The sequence below is a fragment of the Microbacterium sp. genome (assembly GCF_052102115.1).
In the GTDB taxonomy this organism is placed as follows: domain Bacteria; phylum Actinomycetota; class Actinomycetes; order Actinomycetales; family Microbacteriaceae; genus Microbacterium.
Genome location: NZ_JBQDVP010000024.1, coordinates 1 through 13136 on the forward strand (window position 1 = coordinate 1; position 13136 = coordinate 13136).

The 13136-nt window shown below is 65.1% G+C and carries 16 protein-coding genes and 1 pseudogene; 13 read left to right on the forward strand and 4 right to left on the reverse strand.

From position 1 onward, the window contains the following. Nucleotides 1–218: 218 nt before the first annotated feature. The 4 genes from ACTICP_RS09085 (at nt 219) to ACTICP_RS09100 (ending at nt 3257) form a co-directional block, all read left to right on the forward strand. On the forward strand, nt 219–887 hold the full coding sequence (locus ACTICP_RS09085) for a CPBP family intramembrane glutamic endopeptidase (protein WP_441891588.1): 669 nt from the start codon (nt 219–221) through the stop codon (nt 885–887). A gap of 134 nt (nt 888–1021) precedes the next feature. Continuing rightward, entirely contained in the window at nt 1022–2404 is a 1383-nt protein-coding gene (locus ACTICP_RS09090; protein ID WP_441891590.1) for a GmrSD restriction endonuclease domain-containing protein, read from the forward strand. A gap of 493 nt (nt 2405–2897) precedes the next feature. Continuing rightward, entirely contained in the window at nt 2898–3089 is a 192-nt protein-coding gene (locus tag ACTICP_RS09095; RefSeq protein WP_441891592.1) for a hypothetical protein, read from the forward strand. A gap of 3 nt (nt 3090–3092) precedes the next feature. Beyond that, the gene (locus ACTICP_RS09100; RefSeq protein WP_441891661.1) at nt 3093–3257 is read left to right on the forward strand and encodes a hypothetical protein; all 165 of its coding nucleotides are present in this window, start codon (nt 3093–3095) and stop codon (nt 3255–3257) included. Between the two features lie 46 nt (nt 3258–3303). Here the strand turns inward: ACTICP_RS09100 and ACTICP_RS09105 are convergent. Then, a pseudogene (locus ACTICP_RS09105) lies at nt 3304–3432 on the reverse strand (PKD domain-containing protein); the annotation flags it as partial. A gap of 29 nt (nt 3433–3461) precedes the next feature. Beyond that, entirely contained in the window at nt 3462–3989 is a 528-nt protein-coding gene (locus tag ACTICP_RS09110; RefSeq protein WP_441891594.1) for an ImmA/IrrE family metallo-endopeptidase, read from the reverse strand. Nucleotides 3990–4001: 12 nt separating this feature from the next. On the opposite strand from ACTICP_RS09110, the gene ACTICP_RS09115 reads away from it, so the two are divergent. Next, entirely contained in the window at nt 4002–5438 is a 1437-nt protein-coding gene (locus tag ACTICP_RS09115; RefSeq protein WP_441891596.1) for a hypothetical protein, read from the forward strand. Between the two features lie 191 nt (nt 5439–5629). On the opposite strand, the gene ACTICP_RS09120 is transcribed toward ACTICP_RS09115, so the two are convergent. After that, nucleotides 5630–6040 (reverse strand): hypothetical protein, encoded by a 411-nt coding sequence (locus tag ACTICP_RS09120; protein ID WP_441891598.1) that lies wholly within the window; start codon nt 6038–6040, stop codon nt 5630–5632. 169 nt (nt 6041–6209) lie between these two features. After that, nucleotides 6210–6338 (reverse strand): hypothetical protein, encoded by a 129-nt coding sequence (locus ACTICP_RS09125; RefSeq protein ID WP_441891600.1) that lies wholly within the window; start codon nt 6336–6338, stop codon nt 6210–6212. Nucleotides 6339–6610: 272 nt separating this feature from the next. Between ACTICP_RS09125 and ACTICP_RS09130 the strand changes: the two genes are divergently transcribed. From ACTICP_RS09130 to ACTICP_RS09165, 8 genes are all read left to right on the forward strand, one after another. Continuing rightward, nucleotides 6611–6943 carry a hypothetical protein gene (locus tag ACTICP_RS09130; RefSeq protein WP_441891602.1) on the forward strand — a complete coding sequence of 111 codons (333 nt, stop codon included), beginning with the start codon at nt 6611–6613 and terminating at the stop codon, nt 6941–6943. A gap of 305 nt (nt 6944–7248) precedes the next feature. Further along, entirely contained in the window at nt 7249–7566 is a 318-nt protein-coding gene (locus ACTICP_RS09135; protein ID WP_441891657.1) for a helix-turn-helix domain-containing protein, read from the forward strand. A 164-nt stretch (nt 7567–7730) separates the two neighbouring features. Next, nucleotides 7731–8384 (forward strand): ImmA/IrrE family metallo-endopeptidase, encoded by a 654-nt coding sequence (locus ACTICP_RS09140; RefSeq protein WP_441891604.1) that lies wholly within the window; start codon nt 7731–7733, stop codon nt 8382–8384. 14 nt (nt 8385–8398) lie between these two features. Then, nucleotides 8399–8995: a hypothetical protein gene (locus ACTICP_RS09145; RefSeq protein ID WP_441891605.1), complete on the forward strand. Its 597-nt coding sequence runs from the start codon at nt 8399–8401 to the stop codon at nt 8993–8995. Between the two features lie 113 nt (nt 8996–9108). Then, nucleotides 9109–9606, forward strand: a complete 498-nt coding sequence (locus ACTICP_RS09150) for a hypothetical protein (protein ID WP_441891607.1) — start codon at nt 9109–9111, stop codon at nt 9604–9606. Nucleotides 9607–9735: 129 nt separating this feature from the next. Continuing rightward, a complete protein-coding gene (locus ACTICP_RS09155; protein WP_441891609.1) occupies nt 9736–10347 on the forward strand; it encodes a hypothetical protein in 612 nt (203 codons plus the stop codon). 228 nt (nt 10348–10575) lie between these two features. Next, nucleotides 10576–11289 carry a fructose 1,6-bisphosphatase gene (locus ACTICP_RS09160; RefSeq protein ID WP_441891610.1) on the forward strand — a complete coding sequence of 238 codons (714 nt, stop codon included), beginning with the start codon at nt 10576–10578 and terminating at the stop codon, nt 11287–11289. Nucleotides 11290–11327: 38 nt separating this feature from the next. Next, nucleotides 11328–12857 (forward strand): HNH endonuclease signature motif containing protein, encoded by a 1530-nt coding sequence (locus ACTICP_RS09165; RefSeq protein WP_441891612.1) that lies wholly within the window; start codon nt 11328–11330, stop codon nt 12855–12857. The last annotated feature ends 279 nt before the right edge of the window (nt 12858–13136 follow it).

The following is a 13136-nucleotide window of genomic DNA, read 5'->3' on the forward strand; positions in this document are numbered from 1 at the left end:
CTCTTGCGGAGGATGCGGATGTAGTCGCTGAGCTCCATGGTGCCTCTCGTCGGTTCTCGTTACGCGGCTTCATTGTCCCACAGCCGTTCCACGATTCCGTTCCGTCGGTACGCTGTTCTCTGATGTCTGCCACTCCGTCTTCTGCTTCGACCGCTGCGCCAACGCGTGCAGGTGATCGGGGTCGGCGGCGTCGCCCCTGGTGGCGAGGCGGGTCCTCTGTGCGGCGCTGGAACGCAGAATTGCTCGGTTGGGCGCTGCTAGGGCTTGGTGCTGGAGCGCTCGGCGGATTCTTTCTCGGCGGCGTGCTCGGAACTGTCGTGCTGTGGGTGGCGCTGCTCGTGCCTGTTGTCCTTGCGTATCGGCGCGGCATTCCGCGTGGGCTGCTCCGGATTCGCGCGGTCGACGTGCTCTACGCTGTCGTGCTCGGCGGCGTTCTGCGCGTGATCCAGGGTTGGCTCGCTGTCGTGTTCGGGGGCTCGCGGGCACTGCCTTCGTATCCCTCGCTGGACGGGGCGCTTCCTGCCTTCTGGTGGCTCGAGGATCTGTTGGGCGGTGCGCTGGTAGCACCGGTCGTCGAGGAATTCTTCTTCCGCGGACTCTTGCTCATCGTGATCTTCACACTGGTGCGACGATTCGCCGGCAACGATGGTGCCGGCGTCGGTCTCGGCGGATTCGTGGCGGTCGCGGCATCCACTGGTTTGTTCGTCGTGACCCACTACCTGACCGGGCCGCTGTCGGCCGATGCCGCAGTGAGCCTGACGCTGGTGGGAATCGTATGCGGGCTGCTCGTCGTCTTCACCGGGCGGATCTGGCCCGCCGTGCTCGTGCACGTCGTCTACAACGGGACGGGTGTGCTGCTTACCGTTGTGGGGACGCTGCTGGGGTAGCGACGGCATCGGGGGAGCGTTTCGCGAAGACTGGGGGCTCCTCAGGAATCGCAAGAGGAGCTACCTCCCGCGACAGCGCGTTGTATATGCGATTGAATGATCACAGCAACGTCTTTCGCAAAGGAACTGGGGACATGACATCGACTCCGCCGTCCGGGTGGTACCCGGACCCTTCTGCCGTCCACGACGGCGACCTGCGCTGGTGGGACGGCACTACCTGGACTGCGCAGGTGCACTCGGTCGCACAGTCGACGTCAGTGCTGCCACCACCCGCGGCATCCGCCTCGATAAATGTCGCGCGCAAACGTCGGCTGCCCATCTGGGGGTGGATCCTCATCGGAATCGCCGTGCTCGTGCTCGGGTTGATCCTCGCACCGATCCTCGCACCCCTGTGGCTGATGGTCCTCATCACGGGAATCGTCGCGCTCGTGAAGAACACCTCGACCTGGCTCCGATTCCGCAACCGCAAAGTGGCGACGATCGTCACTGCCGTTGCAGCCGTGGGTTTCCTCATCACCGGGAACATCAGTGCCATGGTCTATGGGTCGTCGGATGACAAGCCGACGGCGGTCGCGCCACCGATCGAGACGTCTCCCTCGTCGCCGACACCGTCGCCGACGCCCTACGAAGACCAGGCGGAACCTGTCGCCTTCGTCGGCGACGCGGGCACTGTCACCGACACATCCGCGACGGACGGACGCACCGCGCTTGAGGTGCTCGAGACGCTGCCCATCAAGGGGCGTGCGGCGAAGACCGGCTACGACCGCGACCAGTTCGGTCAGCGCTGGCTCGACGTCGACCGTAACGGATGCGACACCCGCAATGACACACTTGCGGCGCAGCTGACCGGCATCGTCCGATCGGGGCCGTGCAAGGTCACCTCGGGGGTGCTGAATGACCCGTTCACGGCACAGACCATCGACTTCACGCGGGGTCAGGGGACGTCTGAGCTCGTACAGATCGACCACGTCGTCTCGCTCTCGGACGCCTGGCAGAAGGGTGCACAGGCGCTCACGGCCGATCAACGCGCGACCTTCGCGAACGATCCGATGAACCTGCTCGCCGTCGACGGACGCGCCAATGCGCAGAAGGGTGACGGAGACGCCGCGACCTGGCTGCCGTCGAACAAGAGCTTCCGCTGCGAATACGTCGCGCGTCAGGTTTCGGTCAAAGCCACCTACGGTCTCTGGGTCACGCAGGCTGAGCACGACGCCATCGTGCGGGTGCTCTCGGCGTGCCCGGACGAGCCGGCGCTGACGTCTGGATACGCGACGGTTGCTCTCGCGCCCGAACCTGAGCCTGCGCCGGTCGCTCCCGTGCCCGCTGAGCCCGTTCCGGTCGCGCCTGCCCCGCCGCCGGCTCCGGAACCACCCGCACCAGCGCCCGTTCCGCCGTCGACGACCTTCTACGAGAACTGCGACGCGGTGCGCGCTGCGGGTGCCGCACCGATCTACGCGGGTGACCCGGGGTACAGCCGCAAGCTCGACCGCGATGGAGACGGGGTCGGCTGTGAGTGAGTCCCTTCCCAGGCGTGAGCGGATGGGGGTTTGTCCCCGTGTCGGTGGTCGCTCCGCGACGGCTACGATCACGTCAAGCCGAACGAGCGCCGGCACGACGGGGGAGTTGTAGCGGCGCAGAGCCGGCACAGGGGACGGTCGCCGTTATCGGCGAACGCGCGGTAGGACTCGGCTCCGGTGCATCCCCCTCAGCACCGGGGTCGAGCTCCGCAGTGCCGGCGTGCCTGATTCGAGCCGCGATCGAGTGGTGGCACACGGTGAGGCCGACGAGGGGCCGGCCCCACCGTGCTGGTGACGCGGCGAGACCGCGGCATGAACGCGATCCACCGTGGATGCGCCACCACTGAGAGAGACGATCCGCACAGCGTTCTATTACGCGACGAGCTCTGCGCTCGTGGTCTTCCGTAACCGCTGTTGCACGGTTGGCGCAAGCCCCTCAGGTCCGCAGCATCCGCCGTTCTAACCTGCTCGCATATGAGAGGACGGAGAGAGAATGTCTGATCCACGAGACCCAGACGGCGAGAGCGGCGACCTGGCGGTTCCCGACGACCCGAGCGGCGAAGCCCGCGAGCAACTCGACGAGAACGACGAACATCTGCGCGAAGGTGATGAGCCGATACCCGAAGAGACTGTGCCGAGACATGACGTGCCGAGACATGACGTGCCGAGACATGACGAAGAGTGAGTGGTGACCGAGATTACAGACCCCAACACGCATCCCGACGAGCAGCCGGTCGATGCTGAACACTCCGACGTGATCGACGAGGAGCGGCGTGAGAAGCGCGACGAGGACGAGCAGGCCGATCACCTGATGCACGATGAAGACCTGCCCGACCCCGCGATAGAGCCCTAAGAAGCCGCTTCTCTACTCCGGTGTCATCGACGACGGTCACCGATGCCACGACCTGAGCGCTGCGTCCCTTTTCATCGGTGACTGTGAGGGTCGCGTCGTAGGTGCCCGGCGCCGCGAAGGTGTGAGCCGTCCAGGCCGCGCCGGTGACGGCATCCGAACCATCGCCGAAGTCCATCGCACCGCACGCAGGCAGTGCCGGGCCGCTCACACCGCGCGTAGCGTGCCGTGACGGGGCGCATAGAACGGTGACGCTTGTTCATCGCGAGTGCCGAGGAGATGTTGAATCTCTGAGCGCGTGAGCCCGGACTGGTCAAGTTGCCGGCCGACGGAAATAGCGAGTTCTGGACGCTCCGGTGCGAGCAGGTCGCTGCCTGGCTCTCGAGTCTTCCAGCCTCGGCTGTTCATCTGTCGATAAAACTTCTGACGCTCATCCGCAGTTGCCTTGCCCATGCGGTACGCACGCTCGAAGATTGCCTGCATTGATACGCCCCACTCAGTTTTCAGATCCGAGAGCTTCCCCAGAGTCAGGTTCGTCAGCTGCGGCTCGATGACCTGCGGCGGCATCAAGAACTCCCCGGCGAAGCAGTTGGCCTGCTCTTCTACGTCAAGGTCGACATACTGGCTGTGAAGTACCAGGTGCCCGAGCTCATGCGCGATCGTCAACCGTTTCCGGTCAGTCGGCAACGTCGCGTTGATGAGAATCACCGCGTGTTCCCCGGCCCATTGCGACATCCCATCGATGCGATGCGTGCCGAAATCGCCCTCAACGACGACGACACCAGCTCGTCGCGCCCGGTCGAACGGCAGAATGAGACGGTGACGTCTTCTGAAGCATCCGATGCCCTGAGCGATTGGCTCGCGACCCTCGACGATGAGATTCTGCGTGAGCTCGTCGATGAGGCGCGCACCCGCATGCCGGCACTGCACGACTGGCTCGACGCGCAACGTGCCGCGCGCGCGGACGACCCGACGGAACTGCGCGGCATCGTCGACCGCGTCCTCACCCCGCATCGGCGCTTCTACGACTACTGGCAGGCGAACGCGTACGCCTCGGAATGCTACGACGTCGTTCAGCTTCTCGCGGAGCGCGCACGAAGTGCAGCGCCCAGCATCCTGCCTGTCATCGAACGAGCGATCATGCTGACGACGCGCGCCATCCTGAAGTCCGATGACTCGTCGGGCGCGCAGGGCGACCTCGTGCGCACGCTGCTCGATGCGCACGCGACCGCGGCAACTGCATCGCAATCCGCCCTCAGTCAGGCGGAGCAGACGCGCCTGGTCAAATGGATCGTGAAGTACCGGTACGACGGAAAGCAGGACTTCTTCGATCCCGACATCGTCGCCTACGCCCCGGCGCTCAGCACGAAGAGCGTCGAGCAGTACCGTCAGGCGATCGCAGGCATCGACTTGGGCGACTATGGTCGGTATCCGCTCACGCGCCTCGCCGTTCTCGACCGCGATCAGGATGCCATCGTCGCAGCGAACGGCGGTGAACCGGACAACGCGATGATCTCCGCCCGGATCGTCTCTGACCTCGAAGAGGCAGAGCTGCACGACGCGGCCGTCGCATACGCGCGCATCGGAGTGTCGATGGACAGCCGGGGCTGGGATCAGAAGCTCGTGACCTTTCTCGTCGACGATGCGTTCGCGCGTGAAGATGCCGATGCCGCCGTTGCGCTGCGCCGCGACTGGTTCGAGCGGTTCCCGAGTTCGACGTCATTCGCTTCGCTGCAGGAGACCGCGACGCGCGCCGGACGTTGGGAAGCCGAGCGCTCTGCTGCTGAGGCACGCTTGAAGGAACGGGACGCGTCGGCATTCGTCTCGTACCTCCTCCGAGCGGGACGCGTCGACGAGGCGTGGGACTACGCCGTCGACGCCCTGACCCCGCGTCTCGATGCGGCCCGATGGTTGAGCCTGTGCGAGAAGCGGGCACTCACGCATCCGGAAGAGACGCTTCCGATCTACCGTGAGATCATCACCGACACGCTCACCGTCACCGACAAGCGCAACTACCGGAGCGCGGCCAGCATCCTCAAGGCCATGCGGGCCGTGGCGGCATCAGCGGGTGCCGCGGCGACGGCGGAGTTCGACCAGTTCCTCGCCGAGACCGTCGACCGCAACCGTCGACGCCCCACGTGCCTCGAGGCCTTCGCTCGGGCGGGACTCATCGCGCGGCGGTGATGCGGCCAGTCGCGGCGCCGGTCTTGGCGGGGGCCCCAGCGCAATAATCGCACGATGATCGGCATCGTGAGCTCCTGCAGCGTGAGCGCGCGGAAGAGCAGATGGGGGGCGCTGACCGCCACCAGGCAAGTGCGCGCGCGGCGCCTCCGGCCGCCATGATCCTGCGATAGACCCGTAAGAAGTCGTGCTGGTTACTGCCCGCTGAAGGTCACGCCTGCGTACTTTCCGTTTCCGGTCGCGGCGGGTGCGGCATCCCGTGCGAAGGTCACCGTGACGTAATCTTCGGGCGCAGGCGAGAAGCTGTTGCGTGACACCTGCCACGTGGACAGTTCCGTGGTGCCATCGACGATGAACGACCAGTCGTCGCCGCTCAGCGGTCCGTCATACATGACTTCAATCGTCGTGTCGCCGACGCCCTCGATCTGCATCTTCACCAGAGCGCTGGTGCCGGTGGTGAGAACCTTGGTGAACGGCGCATCGAAGTTCACCTCGCTCGCGGTGTAATACAGCATCGAAGCGCCTGCGACCAGAGCGTCGACCTCGCCCTGGAGTTCTGGCGCGATCGCCACTTCGGTGACCACGGGGGTCGAGGACGCGCTCACAGTGGGAGCAGGGGTGGCCGTTGTCGTGCTGTGTGTAATCGGAGCTGGTTCGGCATCAGTAGGCGCCGCACACGCACTGAGCGTGAGCGCGGCAATGAGCATGGGCACTGCGGATAAAAACGTCTTGGCGATCGCCGTCTTCAATTGGTTCTCCTGTGGTGGGTCATCGTCAGGCTTCTACTCCGCCGTGCAAAACGGCGACCGCTGGGTTGACCGTGATCAAAGCGCCGCCCGCGCGGCGCTCATCAAGCGCCTTCATCGTATAGCCGAGTTCGTCAGGAGCGGCCTCGGTGGGCACCGCGAGGGATGGTCAGCACGGCTTCGGCGTCGTCGATGCCGGCGGATTCGGATTCGGTTTCTACCGCGCCGTCATGAATGTTCGGAGTTTAGCCGCCACTTCGTATTAGCGAAGTCGTCCGGCACGCTATATTCATACAAATACACCGTCATCGTGATCGTGTATCCGCGCGGTCTGGGGCCGCGACCGGCCGTACCGGCCTCAGAGAGGGAGAGCCTGTGTTCGCTGCAACGTACGGCCGAATCGTCGAGACTAATATCATTTACAGTTTCATGATCGGCGCGGTGTGGTCCGCGCTCTTGATCTTTTCGATCGTGAACCGCGGTGGCGTCAGGCACATCGGTGAGATGATCTTGATCGCACTGATCGCGATAAACGCACTCATGTTTCCGCTCGCGCGCGAACTCTATTACAGCATCAGAAACACCGTGTTCGACGGTGTTTTTGAGTGGTTTTTCGCCCTACCGCTGCTTCTGATCATCTTCGCCTTCCCTCTTTTCTTGCTCTTCTTGATACTTCGTCTGGCGCTGTCTTTTGTGCTGTGGTTGACGGCAATTCCGATCGGCCTGATCGCCGGTGGCTGGTTCGACGCCCTGCGGCGTTGATGAGATAGACGATGCGACGGGAGCGATGGGATAGCGCGCGAGCCGCGAGCTGATTCCCCGCGGGTCATGCCCGGCGGACGAATGCGCAACGGCTCGGACCAGTTCCTCGCCGAGACGGCGACCGCAGTCGTCGGCGCCCTACGTGCCGCGAAGCCTTCGCTCGGGCGAGACTCATTGCGCGACGGTGATGCGGCTACGTCGGTACTTGTGTGTCATTCGCCCATCGGGGTAGCCTCCATGCTCCAAGCGCGGTAGACTGAATCAGTTCTTAAGAACTGATTCAGGGGGTGCAGATGATGAACGACATGACCGCAGCGATAGAAAGTGCACGCACAACCGCGGGACTTTCGCAACGCGCACTGGCAGACCGGACTAACATCTCGCAGGCCACACTGAACCGCATCCTGACTGGTGGACGGCCCGCAAAGATGACTGAGATCATCTTGATCGCGGACGCTACCGGGTGCACCGTCGCTCAGCTCACTGGCAGCGCGGTTGCCGGTCGCGTGCAATGTGCCGCCCGAGCCACCAATGGATCGAGCATGGGGTCGATGCGGCAACGACTGCTGCATTTCATGGAGTTGGACGCTTACCTCGCTGACCACGGCATCTTCGCGTCATAATGCCTTCTGCAGCGGAGCAACAAGCGGAACAGGCTGCCCGCGACTTCCGGCGGAAGCACCGGCTTGGAGTTCAGCCTCTCGGTGACCTCGTCGCGCTGATCGAACAGACCACCGGTAACGACGTGGTTATCCTCGACGCGGACCCCGACGAGCATGGCCTTACCATGCGCGACCCCGCACGCGGCCGAGCCTTCATCGGGGTCGCTCGCAGTAGAAACCCGATGCGGCAACGCAGCACCTTGGCGCATGAACTTGCGCATCTCGTGTTCGACGACCGATCGGAGCAGCTGGGCGAGCGTTCTCCAGAAGAGATCCGTGCGGATGCGTTCGCCCGGCATCTCCTCATCCCCATGGAAGGCGTGCGAGATCTTCTCGGCGGCACGCAGGAGGTTTCGGAAAGTACTCTCTCCGACGTTGTGCAGCGCTTCCTCGTGTCGCCTGCACTGGCGGCGATCGCGATGCGCGACGCCGACTACATCACGCCGAAAGCAGCATCGAACTGGCAGAAGACCCGTACCCTGCAGTTGGCGACGCGATTCGGTTGGACCGACTACTACGCGGCACTGCAGGACGACTCGAATCGGTCGAGGGCACCACAGGGTCTCGTCTCGCGAGCGATCGCGGGCTACGCGGCGGGGGTCGTTGGCCCACAAGTCATCGCAACGTTGCGGGGGGTGTCCGCGGACACTGTGGTCGCTGAGCTAACAGAGATCGGGGTTGTGCCCCGGGTGCCGACCGCATCGGAGTTCGAACTCGACGAGCTGCCCGATGTCGTAGTCGATCTGAGTTGCCTGGATGATGACGACACCTCACCATGACCCAGCGCCCCATCATGGATGCTGGCCCCGGCATCAACTTCTTCTCGCTCAACAAGGAACGCCTGCTCTTCGGAACGCTTGGTCCGCTTGCGGTCCCCGAAATCGTAGAGAAGGAGATTCTGCGGAAGGCCCGCCGGGACCAACGGTTCGCCTCCGCGGAGCGCGTGATGAGCAAGTTGCCGTCGCGCTTGCTGGAGATCCTGTCTGACGACGTCACGGACGAGTTGGCGGCCACCGTACATCGATTAGCCGGAATGCCGATCGAGCAGCGTGTGCGCTCGAACAAGGATCTCGGCGAGACGATGGTGGTTGCGCATGCCGTTGTCGCGGCTGAGCGAGGCGAAAGCGTGATCGTGCTGATCGATGACGGCGACGGGCGCCGGATGGCAGCACGCGAAGCGGCACGTCTTGAACGGTTGCGCACCGCGGGATCTGCTGTGGGAACCGTTCGGCTGATCGATACTCTTTCGGTGCTGAAGAAGGCGGCGGGACGCGAACACCTCCCGGATCGGGAGGCGATGCGCGACCTCTACGCACGCCTACGCGGTCTCGATGACGGTCTTGTGCCCCTCAGTAGTACGGGCCTGATGGACCTGCCGTGCTGGCTATGATCGGGCGCAGATTTAGTGCCAGCGGATGTCCACAGCCATAGTCGCTGCAGGCGAGCTATGCTGAGGCCCTCGCCGTAGGGGCGAGGTTCAACACGGGCCAATCGGAGGCCAACATGAAGCTCAGCACGATCGCACAGTCTCTCGCAGATGAAATCAAGGCACAGGATTGGTCAGACGCGCATACTCGCGCGGACGGCGCACGACACGACCGCCAGATCGATCACACACAGAGCGAACAGCTCTCCGACGCCGAGACAGACACCGTGCAGGTGAACGTCGTGTGGGTGGTCGGGCAGGCGCTCCGTACCCACGACCCCAACTTCGATATCCACGTGTTCGCGGAAGCCGCGGGAGTCAGTCCCGCATATCGCCTCCGCAACGATGGTTCTCCCAGCGGGGCAATGGACGCCGGAATTCGCCCCGTCGACGGTGACGAATACACGCCGAGACAGCTTGCGCGGCTCCTCGGCTATAGGGATGAATCACGTCCGGGTAAGGTCGTCCGCGACTATCTGCGATCCAAATATCCCAACCGCCGCAAACATTCTCGCTGGAAGCTAACGGAGCACGAGGCAGCCGACGTGCTCGCGAACGTTCCGCCAAAGCGCTGACGCTACCAGCATCCGGTCGGGCTTCTCCTTGGTGTGAACGCGCCCGGGCGTGGTGAGGGCATACAAGCTCGCCCCGGCTCCTCCCCATAGACTTGCTGCACGACCGCACGAGTCGGTTGAAGGAGACACATGGGACGCCGATTCGCGCAGCGCGGATTCATCGCAGTCGCTGCGGTCGCGGCATCCATCGTCTTCGTCGGGTGCGGGCCCGCACCGTGGGCCGACAAGCCAGGCGAGGCGACGCCCACGCCGGCGGCGAGCGTCACTGTCGCGCCACCGGTGCCGAACGACCTCTCCAGCGGCAGCACCGCACGCGAGCTCACCGCCGGAGCCGTCGCCGCCCAGGTCGACTACTGGTCGACGCTGTCGCTGGACCGCTGGACAGCCGGCGCCGTCAAGCCCATCAGCATCTCGCTGGTCACCACGGTCACTCCGGACGACGGCCAGAAGGTGTACCTGCAGAAGGCGTCGATGATCGCGATCCCCGCGAACGCCGATGAGACCTTCGCGCCGCTCGAGGCGCAGACCGACGCCGCCACCGTCGCCCCCGGCTACCTCGTGCTCTCGCCGTACAGCTACTCGCAGACCTTCAACGTCGGCGCCCTCGACGCGGCCGCGACCTACGTCACCGTGCAGTTCACCTACGACTTCCTCGTGCAGACGACGCCGACCTCCAGCGAGTACGCGAAGCAGACCGCGACCGACACCGTGACCGTCGCGATCGCGCAGCCGGGGGAGTAGCGCCCTTAGACGGGCTCAGGGGCCGCTTCGACGGGCGCAGGGTCCGCAGCACCGCACGCCCGAAACGCAAGATCAGCGCAAGATCAGCGCAATCCCGCGTGATCGCGGCGAAGATCGCGGATCTGTGCCGCTAGCGTGACGGGAGTCGACAGGTTCCGGGTCGACCCTGCTACCTCCTCCGCCAGCATCCTCAGACCTCTTCCGCCAGCATCCTCAGAATGGGTGACCATGACCGCTCGTCGCGCACGTGCCCTCTCCAGAGGTGCGGCCGCGCTCCTCGCCCTCGCGACCGTCGCCGGCGCCACCGGCTGCGCGCAGATCGTCGACGTGTTCAACGACGTGCAGCGCACGCAGGACGTCAATCCGGTCACCCCCGCTCAGGATGCCAGCACCGCGCCCGAAGATCTGGCCTTCGAATCGCAGTTCACTCGCGACGGATCGGTCTCGCTCTCGAGCGACGTCACCGAAGACCTCGAAGTGCGTCTCGACGTCTGGGCCTACGATCCCAAGCGCACCATGGAGTGGAACCCGATCGGAGAGAAGTCCTTCGGGTTCGCGATCAACGTCTACGACCACCGCGTCGACGAGAAGGCCGTGCTCACCGAGAAGCGCCGCGTGTACCTGTCGCAAGTCTCGATCACCTCGCAGACGTCGCAGACCTCGAACCAGTCGTCCAGTCCGTTCCAGTTCAGCGCCGACCCGCGCACGCTCGTGCCGACCGACACGCTGCGCTCTGACCGCGGGCTGCTGCTGAACAGTTTCCAGGGCGGGCTGTTCGTGCCGCAGACCACGATCCATCAGCTGCCAGATGACACGTACGGCATCACGCTGCAGTTCGCGCTCACCGTCTCGGTCGAGGGAACGGCGAACGACGACACCTCGTTCCAGCAGCAGACGGTCTATCAGGTGCTGCCGGTCGCGATCTACCCGCCGGCCGACTGACCGGCAGCCAATGTCGGTGGTGCCTGAGAGCATGAAGTATGTCAACTTTCACCGACGTCGCGGCGCTGATCCCCACCCTGTGTGGGTCCGGCGCAGACGTCGGTGTTGCGGAGTCGGCGCAGGCATCGTTGATGCTGATGACGGATGCCGACGTCGTGAGAGTTCTGCAAGAGACGTCGGATCTCGCGCGTCAGGTGGAGAAGATCCAGGTGGCCGCGGCCGGTGTGATCGCGGTGCGTTCGAAGCGCGAGCGCGGGCATTCGGGGCTGTCGGCGGCGCGCGGGCATCGGTCGGCGGTGTCACTGATCCAAGACCTCACGGGGTCGACGAAGACAGAGGCGAATCGCACGGCGCGGGTGGGCGAGGCGCTCCTCGACGAGCAGGATGCCGGTGGCTCCGGGTTCCGGGACGAATCTGCTCGCGGGGAGGAACTCGCTTCGGGCGCGCAGAGCACTCGTGATGAGCGGCCCGATTCCGGCCCGTGGTTCCAGCCCTTGCGAGATGCACTGCGGCAGGGCGAGCTGACCTCGGCGCAGTTCGATGCGATCCGTCGCGGATTGGGAGAGCCGCCCGAGATCGATTCCGACCAGATGGATGCTGACGCCTGGGCAGACGCGCGCGACGAGGCTCATGCGGCGTGGGCGCAGGCAGCGCGGCAGCTCGTCGACGAAGCCGCCGAGCGAACGGTGGAAGAGCTGTGGCAGCAGGCGCGCATGGTTCGTGATCTGCTCGATCCGGAGGGCGCTGAGGAGCGGTACCTCGCGCGGTTCGAGAACAGGTCGTTCCGCATGTACCGGGGTCAGGACGGGCAGAAGCGCGCCAGCATGGCCTTCCACGATGAGGGCGATCTGTTCGTCGAGGCGATGATGGCAGCGGCTCTCCGTCCGCGCCGCGGCGGCCCCAGGTTCGTGGACCCAGACGAGAAGGAGCGGGCAGCATCGCTGGTCGATGATCCGCGCACCAACGAACAGTTGAGCTATGACCTGATCATGGACGTGATCCGGGCAGGCTCCCTCGCAGATGCCGAGAGCGTGTTCGGCACGCGTCAGGCGGGTGTCCGGCTCGTGCAGGTCGTCGAGGCCGATGGCAGCCGGGCACCCGTCGCGCACAGCGAAGACCATCTGGTGCCTGTGCCCGGGGCCGTCGCCGATCAGCATCTCTGCGACACCGGATTCGTGCCCGTCACTGTCGATGCGTGCGGGAACCCGCTCGACGTCGGCCGAGAGCAGAGACTTTTCACTTCGAAGCAGCGCATCGCGCTCGCGATCCGCGACGGAGGGTGCCGCTGGCGCGGCTGCGACCGGCCGGCGTCGTACTGCGAATCCCATCACATCGACGAGTGGGACAGGGATCAGGGCCACACCGACATCGACCGCGGGATCCTGCTGTGCCGATATCACCACATGACGCTGCATCACGGCGGTTGGCGGATCACCCGCGACGGCAAAGAGGATTTCATCCTTCATCACTCATCGGGAGAGACCTTCCCGATGCGATCGCGCACGGCGCTCAGCTATGCGTGCGGTGGCATCGACCCGCCACCCAAACGCTTCCGACCTGTTGCGTGACCGGTGCCGGTCACGGGGTTCGGGCTGGCCGCGGGTTCGGGTCGGCGCGGTGCTCGGGCTGGCCGCGGGTTCAGCGGTGGTCGCGGGTCGGGGCTGGCGCGGTGCTGGGGCTGGCCGCGGGTTCAGCGGTGGTCGCGGGTCGGGGCTGGCCGCGGGGTCGGGCCGGCGCGGTGCTCGGGCTGGCTGGGCCGTTCAGTGAGGGCGGCGGTGCTCGGCCGGCGCGGTGCACCCGCGGGGCGTTGAGCAAAGGAGCGCAGCGACTGCGACGAAACGGGTTGA